General features: G+C 72.5%; 16 protein-coding genes. 8 read left to right on the forward strand and 8 right to left on the reverse strand.

Going from position 1 to position 17898, the window contains the following annotated elements; genetic code table 11:
* Positions 1-78: 78 nt before the first annotated feature.
* Entirely contained in the window at positions 79-984 is a 906-nt protein-coding gene (locus SD460_RS17095; protein ID WP_290060708.1) for a hypothetical protein, read from the forward strand.
* A gap of 156 nt (positions 985-1140) precedes the next feature.
* Complete coding sequence (locus tag SD460_RS17100) at positions 1141-4407, forward strand: S8 family peptidase (protein WP_318306364.1); 3267 nt, start codon at positions 1141-1143, stop codon at positions 4405-4407.
* A 70-nt stretch (positions 4408-4477) separates the two neighbouring features.
* Here the strand turns inward: SD460_RS17100 and SD460_RS17105 are convergent, their stop codons facing one another.
* The 4 genes from SD460_RS17105 to SD460_RS17120 form a co-directional block, all read right to left on the reverse strand.
* Positions 4478-5035, reverse strand: coding sequence for a hypothetical protein (locus SD460_RS17105; RefSeq protein ID WP_290062496.1), 558 nt, complete (start codon positions 5033-5035; stop codon positions 4478-4480).
* Between the two features lie 170 nt (positions 5036-5205).
* On the reverse strand, positions 5206-5772 hold the full coding sequence (locus tag SD460_RS17110) for a hypothetical protein (protein ID WP_290062497.1): 567 nt from the start codon (positions 5770-5772) through the stop codon (positions 5206-5208).
* Positions 5738-6253: a hypothetical protein gene (locus SD460_RS17115; RefSeq protein WP_318306365.1), complete on the reverse strand. Its 516-nt coding sequence runs from the start codon at positions 6251-6253 to the stop codon at positions 5738-5740. Before SD460_RS17115 ends, SD460_RS17110 begins: the two co-directional genes overlap by 35 nt.
* Positions 6250-6927, reverse strand: a complete 678-nt coding sequence (locus tag SD460_RS17120) for a hypothetical protein (RefSeq protein WP_290058384.1) — start codon at positions 6925-6927, stop codon at positions 6250-6252. The genes SD460_RS17115 and SD460_RS17120 overlap by 4 nt, the downstream gene beginning before the upstream one ends.
* 138 nt (positions 6928-7065) lie before the next feature.
* Here SD460_RS17120 and SD460_RS17125 point away from each other — a divergent pair, with 138 nt between their 5' ends.
* Complete coding sequence (locus SD460_RS17125; RefSeq protein ID WP_290058385.1) at positions 7066-7533, forward strand: MauE/DoxX family redox-associated membrane protein; 468 nt, start codon at positions 7066-7068, stop codon at positions 7531-7533.
* 4 nt (positions 7534-7537) lie between these two features.
* On the opposite strand, the gene SD460_RS17130 is transcribed toward SD460_RS17125, so the two are convergent.
* From SD460_RS17130 to SD460_RS17140, 3 genes are read right to left on the reverse strand one after another with little or no spacing between them, the layout of a single operon-like run.
* Positions 7538-7771: a helix-turn-helix transcriptional regulator gene (locus SD460_RS17130; RefSeq protein WP_043784651.1), complete on the reverse strand. Its 234-nt coding sequence runs from the start codon at positions 7769-7771 to the stop codon at positions 7538-7540.
* Between the two features lie 2 nt (positions 7772-7773).
* A complete protein-coding gene (locus SD460_RS17135) occupies positions 7774-8625 on the reverse strand; it encodes an ABC transporter permease (RefSeq protein WP_290058386.1) in 852 nt (283 codons plus the stop codon).
* The gene (locus SD460_RS17140) at positions 8622-9548 is read right to left on the reverse strand and encodes an ABC transporter ATP-binding protein (protein WP_290058387.1); all 927 of its coding nucleotides are present in this window, start codon (positions 9546-9548) and stop codon (positions 8622-8624) included. Before SD460_RS17140 ends, SD460_RS17135 begins: the two co-directional genes overlap by 4 nt.
* Positions 9549-9658: 110 nt before the next feature.
* On the opposite strand from SD460_RS17140, the gene SD460_RS17145 reads away from it, so the two are divergent.
* The 5 genes from SD460_RS17145 to SD460_RS17165 all read left to right on the forward strand — a co-directional run bounded on the left by SD460_RS17145 (position 9659) and on the right by SD460_RS17165 (position 14752).
* Positions 9659-9973, forward strand: a complete 315-nt coding sequence (locus SD460_RS17145; RefSeq protein ID WP_290058389.1) for a DUF6191 domain-containing protein — start codon at positions 9659-9661, stop codon at positions 9971-9973.
* A 4-nt stretch (positions 9974-9977) separates the two neighbouring features.
* A complete protein-coding gene (locus tag SD460_RS17150) occupies positions 9978-11054 on the forward strand; it encodes a ferredoxin-like domain-containing protein (RefSeq protein ID WP_318306366.1) in 1077 nt (358 codons plus the stop codon).
* Positions 11051-11674 (forward strand): precorrin-8X methylmutase, encoded by a 624-nt coding sequence (locus SD460_RS17155; RefSeq protein WP_290058391.1) that lies wholly within the window; start codon positions 11051-11053, stop codon positions 11672-11674. Before SD460_RS17150 ends, SD460_RS17155 begins: the two co-directional genes overlap by 4 nt.
* A 34-nt stretch (positions 11675-11708) precedes the next feature.
* A complete protein-coding gene (locus SD460_RS17160; RefSeq protein WP_290058392.1) occupies positions 11709-13199 on the forward strand; it encodes a precorrin-2 C(20)-methyltransferase in 1491 nt (496 codons plus the stop codon).
* 656 nt (positions 13200-13855) lie between these two features.
* Positions 13856-14752, forward strand: a complete 897-nt coding sequence (locus SD460_RS17165) for a hypothetical protein (protein WP_290058394.1) — start codon at positions 13856-13858, stop codon at positions 14750-14752.
* Positions 14753-14795: 43 nt separating this feature from the next.
* On the opposite strand, the gene SD460_RS17170 is transcribed toward SD460_RS17165, so the two are convergent.
* A complete protein-coding gene (locus SD460_RS17170; protein ID WP_290058395.1) occupies positions 14796-17885 on the reverse strand; it encodes an arabinosyltransferase domain-containing protein in 3090 nt (1029 codons plus the stop codon).
* Positions 17886-17898 lie beyond the last annotated feature (13 nt).

Raw genomic sequence — 17898 nt, forward strand, 5'->3', positions numbered from 1 at the left:
TGACGGTACAACTCCCCCTATCGTGGGACAAACGGCGGCTGGGGGTGACGACCGGATGGAGTCAGTACACTCCGAGTGGTGATCAGCCGCCCTCGGACGTTGCTCAGCGTGGCCGGCGTGGTCGTCGCGCTGGGTTTGGCCCTGACGTTGGTGCTGGTCCTCGGTGACGAAAAGCCACCACCGCCCGTGCCGGAGGCCGGTTTGGATTCCCTCGTAACGAAGTTCACATCCGGGCTGTCCTCGGACCAGGAGTACCGCTCACCGAAATCCGACGAACGTCGTACGGCGGCCGCCGGGTTCGCCGCCGTGCTGGACCGCCGCGGCACCGCGGACTTCGAGAAGCTCGGCTTCTCGGTGCACGACGGCGTCGACCCGGCGACCGGGCGGCCGTACACGATCGCGGTGAACGAAGCCGGCACCGACCGGGCGTGGGGGATGTACGTCATCGACCGGTCGGCCCCACCGTCGCTCGTGGTGGAGGTGCCGCACCCGGCGTTCGACCTGCGCACCGAGTTGTTCGGCGTCGACCTGTTCCGGCGCGTGCCGGGCGCGGTGCTGCTGGTGGCGGGCGCGCACCGCAAAGCGGACGACAGCAAGGCCGACGTCGCCCACGAAACGGACTCGATCTTCCACGTCGTCGCCACCGCGCTCGCGGGGCGCGGGCTGGCGCAGGTCCAGCTGCACGGCTTCCACGACCAGAACCTGCCATCGACGGACGTCGTGCTCTCGTCGGGCGCCACGGTGGCGGGCGACGCGGCCCGGCGCGCGGCCGACCGGCTGACCGCGGACGGGTTCGCCGTGTGCCGGGCCTGGGAAGAGCGGTGCAAGGGCCTGGAAGGCACGACGAACGTCCAGGGCAAGATGGCCGCCTCGGACGACACGGTGTTCCTGCACGTGGAGATGAGCCGGACGGTCCGCGAATCGCCCGAGCGGCGCGCCGACGTCGTTCGCGCGCTGACGGAAGCCGAACTCACCAAACCCTGACGCTTTTTCGACCGCCGCGGGTGATTGACATCACACCCCTGTGTCGTAAAGTGCGGAAGCCGGTCGCTCTCGCATTCACGGTATCGCCGGAATGGGGTCTTGGGGGCTCGCAGCGCGACCGGTGGCAATTCCGATCTCTATTCGGGGAGGCTCCTCGTGCGTCGGAAACAACGGGCGGTGGCGATCGCGCTGGCGGCCGGAATGGCGTTCCCCGTCCCGGCGGTGGCGAGCTCGGCTCCCGCGGCGGCGGACGGCCCGTCGGTCACGCTCATCACCGGCGACCGGGTGCGGGTGCTGCCCGGCGCCCGCGGGCCGGCCGCGGTCGTGGTCGAACCCGGGCCGGGGCGCACCGGGATCGGCTTCCTGCGCGAGACGAGCACCGGCGCCCGCCCGGGCGACGTCACCGTGGTGCCCGCGGACGCGCTGCCGCTGCTGGCCGCCGGGCGGCTCGACCCGCGCCTGTTCGACGTCTCCGAACTGCTGCGGCAGCACCTCGCCGACCCCGAGCCCGGCCTGCCGCTGATCGTGACCTACGCCGACGGGGCCCGGCCAGCCGCCGCGGCGGCGGCCACGACCGTCCGGGACCTGCCCAGCGTGCGGGGCGCGGCCGTGCGCCAGGACCGGCGGCGCGGCACGGACTTCTGGACGTGGCTCACCGCTTCGCCGGGCACGCTGCCGCCTGGCCTCGGCAAGGTGTGGCTGGACGGCCTGGCCACCCCGGCCCTCGACGTCAGCGTGCCGCAGATCGGCGCCCCGGCCGCGTGGCAGGCCGGCTACACCGGCAGCGGGGTCACCGTCGGGCTGCTCGACACCGGCGTGAAGGCCGACCACCCGGACCTGGCGGGCAAGGTCGTGGCCGCCCGGGACTTCACCGGAACGCGGCCGGACGCGAGCGACGACCTCGGGCACGGCACGCACGTCGCGGGCATCATCGCCGGCACCGGTGCCGCCTCCGGGGGCCGCTACCGGGGTGTCGCGCCGGACGCGCGGCTGATCAGCGGCAAGGTCTGCGTGTCCTACGGCTGCCCGGAGTCGGCGGTGATCGCCGGGATGGAGTGGCTCGCGCCGCAGGTGCCCGTGGTCAACCTCAGCCTCGGCGGCGACGCGACCGACGGCACGGATCCGCTGTCCCAGGCGGTGAACGCGCTCAGCGCGCGGTACGGCACCCTCTTCGTCGCCCCGGCGGGCAACGACCGGACGCTCGACCTGCCCGAACCGCTGCCGGTCGTCGCGCCCGCGGCGGCGGACGCGGCGCTCGCGGTCGGCAGCGTCTCGGCGACCGACGTCACCAGCGCGTTTTCCAACCGCGGGCCGCGGGCCGGCGACTACGCGGTCAAGCCCGACGTGTCCGCACCCGGCGAAGGCATCGTCTCGGCGCGGGCCGCGGGCACCCGCGACGGCGACGCGGCGCCGGTCGACGCCGACTACGCCCGGCTGTCCGGAACGTCGATGGCGGCGCCGCACGTCGCCGGCGTGGCCGCTCTGCTGCGGCAGGAACACCCGGACTGGACCGCGGGCCGGCTCAAGCCCGCGCTGACCAGCACCGCGCAGCCCACCGGTGACGTGCCGGGGCAGGGCGCGGGCCGGGTGGACGCGGCCCGCGCGGTCACCCAGCGGGTCACCGCCACCACCGGGAGCCTGAGCTACGGCTTCTTCGCGTGGCCGCACACCACGCCGGTGACGAAGACCGTGACCTACCGCAACGACGGCGACGCGGCGGTCACCCTCGCACTGACCACCTCCGACGGGCTTTTCACGCCGTCCGCGGCCACCGTGGTGGTCCCCGCGCACGGCACCGCCGACGTCGGCGTCACCCTCCGGCCCACCGCGGCGGCGACCAGCGCGCACTTCGGCCGGCTGAGCGCGACGGCGCCCGGGATCGCCGTGCAGACCGCGTTCGGCGCCTCTCTCGAGCGGGAGAGCTACGACGTCACGGTCCGGTTGACCGGCCGGAACGGCGGGCCGGGCGCCGGCATCGCCAAGCTCGTCAGCACCACCACCGGGGAAGCGTTCGGTGTCCGGCCGATCGGGGCCGACGGCGTCGCCGTGGTCCGGGTGCCCAAGGGCAGCTACGACCTCAACGCGTTCGACGTCGAGGGCCAGGCGGTGACCCTGCTGTCGAAGCCGGGTGTCGCGATCACCGGCGGGACTTCGTTCACGCTGGACGCCCGCACGGGCAAGCCGGTGCGCGCGGTCGTCGACCACGCGGACGCGCACCTGCAGTCCGGCGAGCTGGGCCTGGTCTCGGGGAACCCGGCGGGCGACCGCACCAGCACCCTCGCCTGGCTCGTCCAGCCGGGCAACGAGCTGTTCGCCGCCGGCTCCGGCCGCCCGGTCACCGACCACACCTACGCGCTGTACTTCCGGGCCACGCTGGCCGCCCGCGAACCGGGGGCCGATCCGGGCGCGTACGTCTACCAGCTGGCGCTGCTCGAACGCGGCCGCGTGCCCGCCGACCCGGTGTTCCGGGTGCGCGACCGCGACCTCGCCGTCGTCGACGCCCGCTACCGCACCCAAGGCGGGACCACGGACGGCCTGCGCGTCGACTACGCGTCGTTCGGCTTCCCCGGCGCCGACAGCGGCGCCTACCAGATCCTGCCGCACACGCTGCCGAGCCGGCGGACCGAGTACTACACGCCGGGGCCGTCGGTGAGCTGGCAGCACATCCTCGCGGTGTACCCGCCGGACCTGACCGACTCGGAGAACCAGTTCTCCTACCGGACCTACCGGCCCGGCGCCCAGCGCGCCGACTGGAACAGCGGCCCGGTGGGGCCCGCGTTCGGCGCGCCGCGCGACGGGTGGGGCGTGCTGCGCGCCGGTGACCAGCTCACGTACGCGATCCCGGTGGTCTCGGGCAGCGACCCGGAGCAGTACAGCGCGCCCCCGGTGGGCCTGACCGGCACGGCGACCCTGTCGCGCAACGGCGTGGAACTGGGCAGCACGGCCGATCCGGCCTTCGGCGCGTTCACCGTGCCGCCGGGCACCGGCCCGCTCACCCTGCGGTCGGTCGCGACGCGCAGCGTGCCGTGGTCGGTGCTCGGCACCCGCGTCGACGTGGCCTGGACGTTCCGCGACACCGGCGAGGCCGTCCCGCCGCCGCTCATGGTGGTCCGGGCGGCGGGCGCACTCGACGACGACAGCCGGGCCCCCGCCGGCCGGCCGTTCCCGCTGTCCCTGACGGCGCAGCGGCAGCCGGGCGCGGGTGCGTTCCGCCTCGCGGACCTGCGGGTCGAGACCTCCGCGGACGACGGCACGACGTGGGCCGACGCGCACGCCGTCCGGATCGGCGACGGCGGCTTGGCGGTGGTGCGCAACCCGGCGGCCGGCTTCGTCTCGCTGCGGATCACGGCCCGCGACACCGAGGGGAACAGCGTCACCCAGACCGTGCTCAGGGCGTACCGGACGTCGCCAGCAGGGTCGTGAGTGTTTAGGAGGGTTAGAACCCTCCTAAACACTCACGACCACCGCGGCACATCGGGCGGGCGGCGTGGGCTCAGGGCGTAGCGGACAGCAGGCTGACGGCGCCGAGCGGGACGGCGAAGGCGGCGAAGGTCAGCCACCGGAGGAGCCGGTGGTGGGCCAGCCATTCGCCGTCCCAGCCACCGTCGGGGTCGTAGCGGACGTTTGCCGTCGTCATCAGAGCCCGGCCGAGCCCGAACCCGGCGCCCGCGGCCAGGGCGGCGGGCAGCGGCGCGGTGAGCGCCACGGCTACGGCGGCGACGTACGGCAGCCCGCTGGGCAGGTAGGTGCGGACGCCGGTGCCCATCTCGAAGCCGAACTGCAGCGGGCCGAGGTGCCGTCCCAGCCGGAACACGGTGTCGGGCACCAGCCGCCGGTTTTCCGGCAGCCGGAACGACCACACGCCGGTCTCGCGCAGCAGCACCGCCACCAGCGTCGCGGCGACCACGCCCCAGCGGACCGCGTCCGGCAGGGGCGCGCGCAGCAGCGAGCCCGCGACCACGAGCACCAGGGCGGTGAGGGCGCCCCCGCAGACGAGTCCCGCGCAGAACGCCAGTGTCGGTGTGCCCCGCCAGACCGGCGAGCTCAGCACGGAGGCCGAGTTGCGGCTTCAACTGGAGCCGCTGGTGGCGAAGCCCGCGGCCGCGCACAGGACGAGCCACGCGCTCGGCAGCAGCCAGCCCGGCGGTGCGAGCACGGCCACGCCCAGCGCCGCGGCGACGAGCCCGGCGGCGAGGGTCAGCGGGTGCCAGCGGCGCCGGGTCAGAGCTCGGCCCGGCAGATGGTCAGGTACGTCTGCCCGGTGCCGCCGTCACCCCAGAACGTCGAGAACCCGTCCGAGCAGCGGTAGACCTTCTTGTCCGGGGTCGTCCACCGCCACGCGTTCTTGGCGATCGTCTGCCCGCAGGTGTTGGACAGCGGCTGGTGGTCGACCTGCACGCCGTTCTCGTTCCACGTGCCGTACTTGTGCCAGCCCGCTTCGCAGTAGGTGCTGCCGCGCCAGTAGCCGCCGAAGCAGGCGGCGTAGGTGTTGACGTAGGCACCGCTGGTGTCGGGCAGTTCGGGGTAGCCGGTGGCGTAGGCGTCCCGGCAGTCGGTGCGGTCCCAGCCCTGCATGCCGTTCGGGCCGGACTCCGCGTTCGCCTTCCGCAGGCGGGACAGACCGGACCAGTCGAGCGCGGTCGCGCCGATCGTCAGCACGCCGAGCGCCACCGCCCGCAGGAACGTCCGGCGGGTCCCGGCGCCGGGCAGCTTCGTGCCCGCAAGCGTGCGCACCGCGTCCGGTTCCGCCCGGTCAAGCTCCGGAATCAGCGCCGGCTCGAGTGCCATCGACATCCCCTTCTGCCGTCGGACCGGCCCATTCGGCCAGGGTGGTGTCCACGTCGGCGGCGCGGACCGGGAGCCGCAGCCGCCGGACGCGGCCGGTGCCGTCGGCCAGCATCAGCACCGGCGGCGAGAGGTGCGAGACCGAGCGCCACGCCTCGGCGTCCGAGACCACCGCCAGGCCGCGGGCCAGGTCCTGCCAGGCCGACGGCGGCTCGTGGGTCAGCAACGTCGTCCCGGCGCCGAGCTCGGCGAGCCGGTCGACCACGGTCAGGCAGAGCGGGCAGCCGGAGTCGACGGCCGCCACGACCCGGCCGGCGAACCGCGGCCCGAGATCGACGTCCGGCGGCGCGGCCACGAAGCCGTCGGACGTCCGGGTGACGATCCCGCGCAGCAGCCGCACCTCGCGCAGGACCGCGGCGAGGCCGAAGAAGAGCACGGCGATCGCCGCCCAGGTGATCAGCAGGACCGCGGTCGACGTCGTCATCGGCGCTGCCAGCCGACGTCGAGCTCGTCCAGCCAGTCGAGCCGCTGCCGGTCGGTCGTCGCCGCCGTGTCCGCGAGGTGCACCTCGGCCACCCCGGCCGGGCAGCCGAGCACGAACGATCGGGTGTTCGTCTTCCACACCTCGCCGTGCTTCGTGCGCGCGCCCGCGTGCGCCGGGAGCAGCGCGGCGGCCTCGCGCGGCGCCGGGATGGACAGCGAGCCGTGGTCGCGGACCACGACCACGAGGTGCTCGCCGGCCGGGTCGAGCAGGGTCGCCGGCCGGGGCGTGACGGCCATGCCGTCGACGCGGTCCTCGATGCGCAGCGAGCCGAACAGGCCGAGCACGCGGTCGCGGTGCGGCGCCGGGCCGGCGTACACGGTCATCAGCTCGTGGTAGTCGCCGAGCAGGGTGGCCACGGACGACTGGCCGTCGAGCGCCTCGGCCACGACGACCTCGCGGCCGTGCACGAGCAGGCGGTCGCGGGTGCGGGCCGGCGCGACGCGGGTGCAGGCGAAGTCGTGGTAGCCGCGCGACCCGATCTGGAACCCGGTGCCGTAGGAGCCGCCGACGAACCGGATGCCGGCGACCACGTGGGAAACGGGGGCCCGCGTGGAAAGCCCGACGGTCACCCGGCCGCCGCTCGGCGCCGTCAACCGCAGTGTCTGGTTCCCCATCGGACCTCCGCTTCGGCGGTATTCCGTCTCGGGAGACTAACCGACGAATTCGGCCGCGGTCACGATTGTTCGGCCAACGGGAGGTGCGCCTGCCGCCGAACGGGGACGGCAATTCTATCGGTGAATACGGTGGGCTTCGTGAACATTTTCTGGGCGGCGGCGATGACCGTTTTGTCCGCGGCGGGCGCGATTCTTCTGGTCGCCGCCGGCGTCGGGCACGCGGTGCGCCACCGCGAGCACCGGGCGGTGCTGCGGGCGCACGGCCTGCTGCCCCCGGCGTTCGCCCGGCCGGCGACGGGCGCGGAGCTGCTGATCGGGGCGGGCACGCTGGCGGTGCTGCTCGCGGCCCCGGCGAACGCCGCACCGGCCGTGGTCGCGCAGGCCGTGCTCTACGGCGTCTTCGCCGGGTACGCGGGTGTGCTGCGCGTGCGACGGCCGGGCGTGCCGTGCGGTTGCTTCGGCACCGAGGTGGTGTCGTGGGCCGTGGTGGCGCGAGCGGCCGTGCTCGCCGCGGGCAGCGCCGCCTGCGCGGCCCTCGGCGCGGCGGGCCCGCTGTGCGTGGCGGCGGGTGCCGTCGTCGCGATGGCGGTTTACTTGCTCGCCTGACGCCTCACGCGGAGCGTTCTCCCAGGCGGGGGAACGGTTTCGTGGAGAACAGGACCTCCACCGAGACCTCGAAGAACTCCGCGATCCGCAGCGCCAGGTAGAGGCTCGGGCTGTACTCGCCGCGTTCCAGGTAGCCGATCGTCTGGTAGTGCACGCCGAGGGCCTCCGCGAGCTGGCGCCGCGAGATCGACCGCTCGGCGCGCAGCATCGCGATCCGGTTGTAGACGACCTCACTCATGGCTACCCCACACGCTGCATGGCCTTTTCCCGCCGTTCGGCCACCGAGGAACCCGCTTCGCGCCGCGCCATGCGGCGGAGCAGGGCCGGGGCCAGTGCCAATCCGATCACGGACCACGCGACGAGCACGGCGAGGGTCGGCAAGGGCCGCCACGACTGCCCGATCTCGACGACGACCGCGGCGTCCGGCAGCAGCGCCGAGCGCATGCCGAGGCCCAGCCAGTACATCGGGAACACCTGCGCGATGCCCTGCACCCAGCTCGGCAGGGCGGTGATCGGGTAGAAGATCCCGGAGATCGCGCCCAGGCCCATGATCGGCAGCGTGATCAGCGCGATCGAGCGCGGGCTGTTGGTGAGCGACCCCAGCGCGGCCCCGAGCGGCAGGGTCGCGACCAGCCCGAGCGCCAGCACCCACACCAGGTGCAGGTACGAGAACACGCCGTCCGGGGCCAGCGAGTCGAACAGGAACAGGCACGGGACCAGCACCAGCAGGATCCCGGCGACCTGCGCCATCGCCACCGCCGTCGTCTTCCCGACCAGGTAGCCGAGCATGCCGTTCGGCGTCGCCTTCGCGCGCAGCAGCGTGCCGTCCTCGCGGTCGATGGCGAGGTAGCCCGCCGTGCTGTTCAAGCCGTTGAACACGATGCCGGCGCCGAGCACGCCGGGCACGGTGGCCGCGCCGAGCGAGAACCCGGTGCCGGGCAGGGTCGCGTTGCGCATGAAGAACAGCGCACCGAGGAAGAGCGCGACGAAGACCACTTGGCCGACGACGTCGTCCCGGTTGGTCCAGGTCTGCTTGAACTCGATCCAGCCGCGCGCCAGGCCGGTGCGCAGCGCCGCGGTCTTGGGGTTCATCGCGCACTCGCTTCCTGGAGGCCGAGCTCCGTTTCGCCGCCGGTCTCGGCGCGGTGGACCAGCGTCATGTAGGTGTCTTCGAGCGACGCCCGCCGGACCTCGAGGTCCGCGACCGCTTCGCCGTGCTGCCTGAACAGGTCGTACACGTACTTCGTCGCTTCGGTCGTCGAGTGCACGAAGCGCTGGCCGCCGACGCTCCAGCGGACCTCGGCCTCCCCGGAGATCTGCCGGCTCAGCGCGTCGGCCGAGCCGTCGGCGATGATCCGGCCGCCGTTGAGGATGAGGATCCGGTCGGCCAGCTTCTCGGCCTCGTCGAGGTCGTGCGTGGTGAGCAGGATCGTGGTGTCGAGCTCGTCGGACAGCCGGTGCACGAGGTCGTGGAACTCGCGGCGCGCTTCGGGGTCGAAACCGGCGGTCGGCTCGTCGAGGAACAGCAGCTCGGGCCGCCCGACGATGCCGATCGCGACGTCGAGCCGCCGCCGCTGGCCGCCGGAGAGCTGTTTGAGCTTCTTGTGCGCGTGCTCGGTGAGCCCGACCGCCCCGATCAGCTCGTCGACGTCCCACGGCCGCGGCATGGCGGGCGTCGAGTACGGCGCGTAGTACCGGCCGAGGTGCGCGAGCAGCTCGCGGACGCGCCACTTACCGTGGTCGCGCCAGGACTGCAGGACGACCCCCAGCCGCGCCCGCCAGTCCTCACCCCCGTGCGCCGGGTCGGCACCCAGCACGCTCACCTCGCCGGCCGACCGCATCCGGAAGCCCTCGAGGATCTCGATCGTGGTCGTCTTGCCCGCGCCGTTGGGCCCGAGCAGGCAGACGACTTCGCCCCGGTGCGCCTCGAACTCGACGCCGTGGAGCACGTCGTTCGTGCCGTAGCGCATGCGCAGCCCGCGCACGCGGACCACCGGCTCGGCTGGATCTCTCATCGCGCGTCACCCCCATCTGACTGATGCGATCGAATGTAGCACACCTACTACATTTGATCAGACTTCTGCTTCGCCGGGAACTTGACCGGCGGTCATCCGGTTCGCCGGGCATGGGTACTTGGCTGGGCCTCGCGCTCCCGGGTGGCGTCGTGATCCTGCTGGTCATGGCCGCGATCGAACTGCGGCCGCGCAAGGACGGCTCGCGGTTCAAGGCGCGGCTGTCCGCGACGTACGTCGAGGAGACGACCGCGTTCCTCTACGGCACCAAGCGGCGTGAGCTGGAACACCGGGAAACCACGTCGATGCTCGTCGAGCAGGACGCCGAAGGGGCGCCTCCGTGGCGTGACGTGGACTTGGACGCCGGAATCGCCAGGATCCGGCCGCGTTCGGGCCCGCCGGGGCCGGAAAACGGCCAGCTACAGTGACCCCATGCCGACCCCAGCACGCGTGCGAGCCGACGCGTGCCCTGGTGTTTTCGCACCCCACGACGCCGCCGACGGGCCACTCGCGCGGGTGCGGCTGCCCGGCGGTGCGATTTCCGCGGCCGGGCTGCGCGCGCTGGCCGACGCCGCCGAGGCGTGCGGTGACGGCGACCTCCACCTCACCTCGCGCGGCAACGTCCAGCTGCGCGGCGTCACCCGCCCCGGCCTCGCCGAGCGGCTGACCGACGCCGGCCTGCTGCCTTCGCCGTCGCACGAGCGGGTCCGGAACGTGCTGGCCTCGCCGTCGAGCGGGCTGCGCGGCGGGCTCGCCGACGTCCGGGGCCTGGCCGCTTCGCTCGACCGCGCGCTGTGTGCCGTACCCGAGCTGGCCGCGCTGCCCGGCCGGTTCCTCTTCGCCTTCGACGACGGCCGCGGCGACGTCGCCGGGGAAGGCGCCGATGTCTGCTGGCGCGCGACCGGGCCGTCCGAAGGCACGCTGCTGCTCGCGGGTGGCGACACCGGACGCCGGGTGGCCCGCGCCGACGCCGTCGCCACGGCGATCGAGGTCGCGCGGGAGTTCTGCCGCGTGCGCGGAGCCGCCTGGCGCGTCGCCGAACTCGACGACTCGGCCTGGCGCGGAACGCCGGTTTCCTTCGCGGAAGCCGAAGTCGTGGCCGGGGTGTTCTCGCGCGACGACGGCGGCCTCGCGGCCGGGGTCGTGCCGCGCTTCGGGCAGCTTTCCGCCGCGCAGGCGCGGGCCTTGGCGGAGTTCGGGACGGCGGTGGTCACGCCGTGGAAGTCCGTGGTGCTGCCGGACGTTCCCGCGGATGTCTTCGCGCGGCTGGGTTTCGGGGCGACCGCCCTGGGCACCACCGCCTGCATCGGCCGGCCCGGCTGCGCGAAGTCGCGCGCCGACGTGCGCGCCGACGCGGTGTTCCGGCCCGGGCTGCGCGCGCACTTTTCGGGCTGCGAACGGCGGTGCGGCAAGCCGTCGCAGTCCCATGTGGACGTGGTCGCGGAAGCGGACGGATATCGGGTCGACGGCCGGTGGGTGCCGCTCGACGAGGTGAAGGGAACCCTGTGATCGACTACCTGCGGGACGGTGCCGAGATCTACCGGCACTCGTTCGCCACGATCCGCGAGGAGGCGGACCTGGCGATCCTGCCCGACGACGTGGCCGGGCTGGCGGTCCGGATGATCCACGCCTGCGGCATGGTCGATCTGGTCGACGACCTGCGCTACACCCTCGACGTCGTCGAGTCGGGCCGGGCCGCGCTGGAAGCGGGCGCGCCGATCCTGTGCGACGCGCAGATGATCGCCAGCGGCGTCACCCGCCGCCGCCTGCCCGCGGCCAACGAAGTGCTCTGCACGCTGTCGGACCCGTCGGTGCCCGGGCTCGCGGAGCGGATGGGCACCACGCGATCGGCGGCGGCGCTGGAACTGTGGCGCGACAAGCTGCCCGGCTCGGTCGTCGCGATCGGCAACGCGCCGACCGCGTTGTTCCGCCTGCTGGAGATCCTCGACGAAGGCGTGGGCGCCCCGGCGGCGATCATCGGCGTGCCGGTGGGCTTCGTCGGCGCCGTCGAGTCCAAAGTGGAACTCGCGAAGCGCGCCCCGGCGCCCTACCTGGTGGTGCACGGGCGACGCGGTGGCAGCGCGATGGCCGTGGCGGCGATCAACGCACTCGCGAGCGCCGAAGAATGAGCACCGCCGACGTACTTTTTCCCGCGGAGGCGGCATGAACACCGGCAAGCTGTACGGCGTCGGCCTCGGCCCCGGCGACCCGGAACTGATGACGGTCAAGGCGGCCCGGCTCATTTCGGAAGCCTCGGTGATCGCGTACCACAGCGCGCGCCACGGCCGCAGCATCGCGCGTTCGGTCGCCGAGCCGTACCTGCGCGAGGGGCAGATCGAGGAGAAGCTCGTCTACCCGGTCACCACCGAGACGACCGACCACCCCGGCGGCTACGAGGGCGCGATCGCGGACTTCTACGAGCTGAGCGCGAAGCGGCTCGCCGAGCACCTCGACGCGGGGCGCGACGTCGTCCTGCTCTGCGAAGGCGACCCGTTCTTCTACGGCTCGTACATGTACATGCACGAACGGCTTTCCGGCCGGTTCGAAGCGATCGTCGTCCCGGGCGTGACGTCGGTGAGCGCGGCGTCCTCGGTGCTGGGCCGCCCCCTGGTCCAGCGCGACGAGGTCCTGACGGTCCTCCCGGGCACCCTCCCGGCCCCGGAACTGGCCCGCCGCTTGGCCGACACCGACGCGGCGGCCGTCCTGAAGCTGGGCCGCACGTTTTCGTCGGTGCGCGAGGCGTTCGAGGAGGCGGGGAAGCTCGACGACGCCGTCTTCGTCGAGCGGGCGACGTGGGGGCAGCAGCGGATCGAGCCGCTGGCTTCGGTGGACCCGTCGTCGGTGCCGTACTTTTCGCTGGCTCTGCTGCCTTCGCCGGCTTACGCTTCGCGCCAGTCGCCTGCTTCTTCTTCCCCTTCGACTTCGTCCGGCGGCGAAGTCGTGGTGGTCGGCCTAGGCCCGGCGGGTCCTTCGTGGCTGACGCCGGAAGCGGCTGCCGAGCTGGCCGAAGCCGAGCACATCGTGGGGTACGGCCCGTATGTCGCCCGGGTGCCGCAGAAGGCGGGCCAGCAGCGGCACGCGTCGGGCAACCGGGTCGAGGCGGACCGGGCTCGGGAAGCCCTTGCCCTTGCCGCGGCCGGCGCCCGGGTGGCGGTGGTGTCTTCGGGTGACCCGGGCGTGTTCGCGATGGCGTCGGCTGTCCTGGAGCAGGCGGCCGAAGGCCATGGCGGCGGTGTGCGGGTCCGTGTCGTCCCGGGCGTGACGGCAGCCCAGGCAGCGGCTTCGCGTGTTGGTGCGCCACTGGGACACGACTATTGCGTGCTTTCGCTGTCGGATCGGTTGAAGCCGTGGGAGATCATCGAGAAGCGCCTGGACGCAGCGGGCGCGGCGGACCTGGTGCTGGCGCTGTACAACCCGGCTTCGCGTACTCGGACGACTCAGCTGGCTGATGCTCGCTCGGTGTTGCTCCGCCACCGTTCCGCGTCGACCCCCGTCGTCGTGGCGCGGGATGTGGGCGGCCCGGAGGAGGACATCCGCGTCACGACCCTCGGGGACCTCGATCCGTCCACTGTGGACATGCGCTGCCTGCTGATCGTGGGCTCTTCCCGCACCCTCGTGGAGAACGGCATCGTCTGGACGCCCCGGAGTTACTAGGACCGTCGTGAGTGGTAAGTCGGGTTAGAACCCGACTTACCACTCACGACCGGGTCAGCGGGTCGGGTCCTTGCCGTTCGGCTGGCGGGTTCCCGGCCCAGGAACTCAGGCCGGCTAGGACCTTGAGCACGAAACCGCGGTGGTGTGCGGTGAGGAACGGGCAGATGATCAGTGCGGGCAGTAACCCGGCGACCGCCATGACCAAGGGGATGGTCCGAACGACCGTGGCCAGTGCTGAGCTCTGGGGCCCGGTGCCGGTCCGGGAGCTCAGCAGGGCCATCCAAGGAATCACCGACACGACGTTCTCCTCCGCTGCGTCTCACCAGCTGACTGCCGGCTTCCGGCACCAGTGGAACATCGAGGACGTCATGGTACCTGGCGAAGGTCGGGGGGTTCTAAAGTAGTCTGGTGCCATGCCACGTTCATTACCTGGTGCGGCTGACCTGCAGCTGGTCAGTCATGCTGCCCACCAGGGACTCGATGTCACCGCCAGGCAAGTGGAACGATGGCGTCATCAGGGTTTGCTCCCCCGGAATCTCACCCGTGCGCTCGGCCGGGGGCGAGGCAGCGAGTCCGCACCCGCTCCGGGGGCGGCCGAACTGGTGGGGTGGCTGGCTCGGCACGCACGGCCGGGCCATCGTCCGCACGATCTCGCGTTGCGTGCGTTCGGTGAGGGCTTCGCCGTTCCCGAACAGACCGTGCGCGCGGCCTTCATCGCGGCGATCGGTCGCGTTGTCGTGCCGGGCGAGCTGTCCGGCGGTTCAGCCGTCGCGCCGAACGCGGCCGTCAGTGATCTGATCGCCTCCGGCCTGGGCGGCGGGTCGCTGGTCCCGGCCCGGGTCCGACGCATCGACCGAGGGCTCGCGAGAATGGGAATCGATTGGGCGAACCCGGAGTTGGCGTCGCTCGATCCGGGTTTCGAGTCGGGTGATGGGCTCGTCGAGAACGCCGATGCTGCCCTGGCCGCCGCGCAAATGGCTCTGACAGGTGGGGATGCCGCCGATGTCGCGACCTTGGGCAAGCTGGCCCGCGCAATGGCCCCCGACGGTGCGGCTGCTCCTTTCGCCGGTCGGCTGGAATACCAGTGGCCAGACCAAGGGAGCGATGGCGTTGACAACCTCGTCGACGAAGAGGGCAACTTTTCCTTGCTTCCGAAAGGGGACTTCCGCGACCACCTCCGCGAGGTGGTTCATGCGGTCTCCCCGGCAGAACTGCTGGCAGCGTGGCACGCGGCGGAGTTGCTGCCGGCTTGGGCTGACGATCTCTGCGAAGTCGTCGAGCGGGAGATCGCAGCAGGAACACCCGGGCAGAGGAGTCAGGAGTGGTTCTTCGCCGCGCTCGGGCCGTCCCGGTCTTTTCTCATGATCGCCTTGCGCGACAGGAAGAGGCGACCAGCGGACACCGCCATGACGGCGATGTTGCTGATCTCCATGCGACTCATGCTCGACGCGCTCCGGGAGCGCGTACCGGACGGCCATTTCGACCTACTGGCCCATCCGGTGGCCATGCCCGCGTTCTTGACCGATTTCATGAGCACGCGATCGACGTCGTGAGTGGTAAGTCGGGTTAGAACCCGACTTACCACTCACGACCGGGTCAGCGCGTCGGGTCCTTGCCGTTCGGCTGGCGGGGTCCCGGTCCAGGCGACCACCAACCCGGCACCGTCTTCTCCCCGTGCACCACCGTCGGTGCGATGCCTTCCGTGAACGGCTCGATCTGCAGCAGCTGGCCCCACGACTGGCTCGGCTGCCCGATCAGGTAACTCGGGACCTCCGGCTCCTCGGCCAGCTCCTCCAGCCACCCGATCGGACCGCCGTTCGTCGATGACGCCCAGTTCGCCTCGTCCGCCAGGCCGCCCGCGGTGATGCGGTAGGCCGGGACCTGGGAAATGCCGTCGTGGGACGTCACCGGCTGGACGCACGGGTACACGAACGACGCCGGCCAGTCGACGTACACCGGCTTCGCGCCGATGCGGTCCGTCAGCGTCGTGAACGTCGGGACGCGGGGGGCGGACGCCGCGATCCAGCCGTCCTCCGTGAGGTCGTTGTCGACGATGTTGATGCGGACCGCGTCCGTCTCCGGGGGGAGGTCGCGCAGGTTGATGCGGGTGTCGTTCCAGCCGTTGGTGCCCGAGCCCGGCGGGAGCACGAACTGGCTGCGGACGATCTTCACGCCGTCCGGGGTGTTGTGGCCGTAGTCGAGGCTGACCGACGTCGGGCGGCGGGCCGCGCCCGCGGTCGCCACCACGATCTGGCCGTCCGCCGGCTTCTCCGTCAGCGCGTACCAGTCGCTGCGCAGCCGCCCGGCGCGGGTTTCCGGGTCGAGGAAGCTCGACCACATCGGCACCTTGTCCGGCGTGAACCCGTGCGGCGGCTCGGCCAGCGGGTCCTTGTCGTCGACCGGGCGGGTGTGGAAGCCGGTCTGGACGCGGCCGTTGTCCTGGTCCGGGTTCGGCAGGGGCGAGTTCTCCTGCGGCTTCTCCGCGACGGTCCGCTGCTCGGACTGCGTGTGCAGGATGCTCGTCGCCGCGTCGCGCTCGACCATCACGTGGTCGGACAGGTTGCAGCTCTTGCCGAACAGGTGCCCGACGTTCGCCGCGCCGAGGCTGTAGCTGCCGGCCTGGTTGTGGATCGCCCACGCCATCGTGACGAACTCTCCCGCCGCCACCAGGCCGCAGACCACCACCAGCGAAAGCGACCCGAGCCGCAGCGCGCGCAGCCGGCCCTCCTGGACCTGGGCGGGCGCGCCCGGGCGGTGCGCGCGGACGTTCTCGACGAACGCGTATATCCCGGCGATCGCGGCCGCCACCAGCAGGATCGTGGACAGGCCGATGCCGCCGATGGACGGCGCCACGTTCGTCCACTGGACGCCGAGGCGTGAGACGAACCAGTAGGTGTTCGGCCCGGTCGCGGCCAGCGCGGCGACGACCAGCAGCCCGGCCAGGAAGGCCGCGCGGTTGCGTTTGGACCGCAGCACCGTCGAGCTGGTCGCGAGCGCGGTCAGCGCCGCCATCGACGCGCCGACCGCGGCGAACGCGCCGAAGTGGTGCGTCCACTTCGTCGGGGTCAGGGCCAGCAGCAGGAAGAACAACGCCGTCGTGCCGATCAGGCGGCGCGCGGGGCCGAGCGCCGCGCCCTGGATGCGGCCGCGGCGCAGCAGCATCACCAGGCAGGTGGCCGTGCAGAGGCCGACCAGCAGCACCGGGAACCGGCGTGGCGCCGAGCCGTCCGGCAGGCTCTCGAACAACAGCTGGTAGCGCGCGAGCTCCTGGAACCACGACAGGTTCGGGCCGACCTGCGTGCGGATCCGGGTGGCTTCCTGCACGGTCGCGAACGTCTGGTCGGCGAACACCACGACCAGCACGAGCAGCCCGGCCGCGGCGAGCGGCGCCAGCACCGGGAGCCAGCCGCTTTCGTTCGCGCGCTGGCGCACCAGCTTGAACAGCGGCCGCGCGGCGACCAGGAACGGCGCCACCGCGATCAGCCCGGTCGGCGTCGCGGCCAGCGTGAACCCGGCCGCGGTCAGGCCGAGGCACAGCGGCAGCAGCCGCCGCGTCACCAGCGTGCGCTCGACCGCGCAGATCGCCAGCAGCGAGCCGAGCGCGGCCACCGGTTCCGGTCGGACGCCGTTGTTGTAGGGCATCCACCAGATCAGGAACACCGTCGCCGCGGCCCAGCTGGCCGGGCGGCTGGTGCGGATCTGGGTGCCGAGGCGCGGCATCACCTCGCGGCTGATCAGCAGCCAGCTGAGCACGCCGAGCAGGAACGACGGGAGCCGGATCCACGGCGGCACCGTGCTGACGTGCGTCATCAGCTCGAACACATGGTAGAACCAGCCGAACGGCGCCTCGGCGACGCCGAACCAGCGGTGGTAGTTCGTCAGGTAACCGGTCGACTCGGTGACCCGGGCCATCGTGAGGATGTAGCCGTCGTCCGAGGTCACCGGCCCGATGAAGACCCACGCGCCGAGCGCGGCGATCACCGTGGCGTCCCGCAGCGTCAGCCGCCACCAGCCGACCGGCGCCCAGCGCGGGGCGCGGCGCGCGAAGCCGGAGTCGCGCCGCCAGACGGCGATCATGCAGCCGATCAGCGACAGAATGGCGACCACGCCGACGACGATCTTCAGCGCGGTCGGCGACGTCTGGTAGCGCGTGTCCGGCACGACCGAGACGTGCAGGCCGGCGATGGGATCCTTGCTCGAGTTGATCGAGGAGTAGATGCCGACGAGCCGCGGCCGGACGTCCCCTTCGGCGTGGAAGATCGGCGTCCCCGCCACGGCGAGGGTCATCTGCGTCGCGTCGACGTCCAGCTCGACGTCGCACTTCTCGGCGGGCAGCGGCTGCTGGGCGATCTGCTGGCCCTGGCTGGAGGCGAACAGCACGCCGTTGTCGACGCGCAGCTGGAGGCCGACGCCCTTGCCGGAGTTCGGGTCGGTGCGCCCGTCCGGCACGGTGGCGAACAGCAGGCCCGGGCCGTTCGTGCGGGCGTCGACCGAGCGGATCGCCGCGCACGGCAGCTCGGCCCGCAGGTCCTGGGCCCAGTACCCGGTCAAGGGCGCGTTGACGGAGCGGGTGTCGCTGCCGGTCGGCCAGACGACCTCCGCCGTGTCCTGCACCACCGGCAGGAAGGGGAAAGCCAGCGCGCACAAGGCCGAGAGCAACCCCAGCGCTACGGCAATCAGACGCATCGGCGCAACGCTA

This window comes from Amycolatopsis solani, assembly GCF_033441515.1.
Lineage (GTDB): Bacteria > Actinomycetota > Actinomycetes > Mycobacteriales > Pseudonocardiaceae > Amycolatopsis > Amycolatopsis solani.

Excerpts from the sequence above, each read along its gene's own strand:
- SD460_RS17110 (WP_290062497.1), bottom strand. The coding sequence starts at position 5,772 with ATGGCACTCGAGCCGGCGCTGATTCCGGAGCTTGACCGGGCGGAACCG.
- SD460_RS17115 (WP_318306365.1), bottom strand. The coding sequence starts at position 6,253 with ATGACGACGTCGACCGCGGTCCTGCTGATCACCTGGGCGGCGATCGCC.
- SD460_RS17120 (WP_290058384.1), bottom strand. The coding sequence starts at position 6,927 with ATGGGGAACCAGACACTGCGGTTGACGGCGCCGAGCGGCGGCCGGGTG.
- SD460_RS17130 (WP_043784651.1), bottom strand. The coding sequence starts at position 7,771 with ATGAGTGAGGTCGTCTACAACCGGATCGCGATGCTGCGCGCCGAGCGG.
- SD460_RS17135 (WP_290058386.1), bottom strand. The coding sequence starts at position 8,625 with ATGAACCCCAAGACCGCGGCGCTGCGCACCGGCCTGGCGCGCGGCTGG.
- SD460_RS17140 (WP_290058387.1), bottom strand. The coding sequence starts at position 9,548 with ATGAGAGATCCAGCCGAGCCGGTGGTCCGCGTGCGCGGGCTGCGCATG.
- SD460_RS17145 (WP_290058389.1), top strand. The coding sequence starts at position 9,659 with ATGGGTACTTGGCTGGGCCTCGCGCTCCCGGGTGGCGTCGTGATCCTG.
- SD460_RS17150 (WP_318306366.1), top strand. The coding sequence starts at position 9,978 with ATGCCGACCCCAGCACGCGTGCGAGCCGACGCGTGCCCTGGTGTTTTC.
- SD460_RS17160 (WP_290058392.1), top strand. The coding sequence starts at position 11,709 with ATGAACACCGGCAAGCTGTACGGCGTCGGCCTCGGCCCCGGCGACCCG.
- SD460_RS17170 (WP_290058395.1), bottom strand. The coding sequence starts at position 17,885 with ATGCGTCTGATTGCCGTAGCGCTGGGGTTGCTCTCGGCCTTGTGCGCG.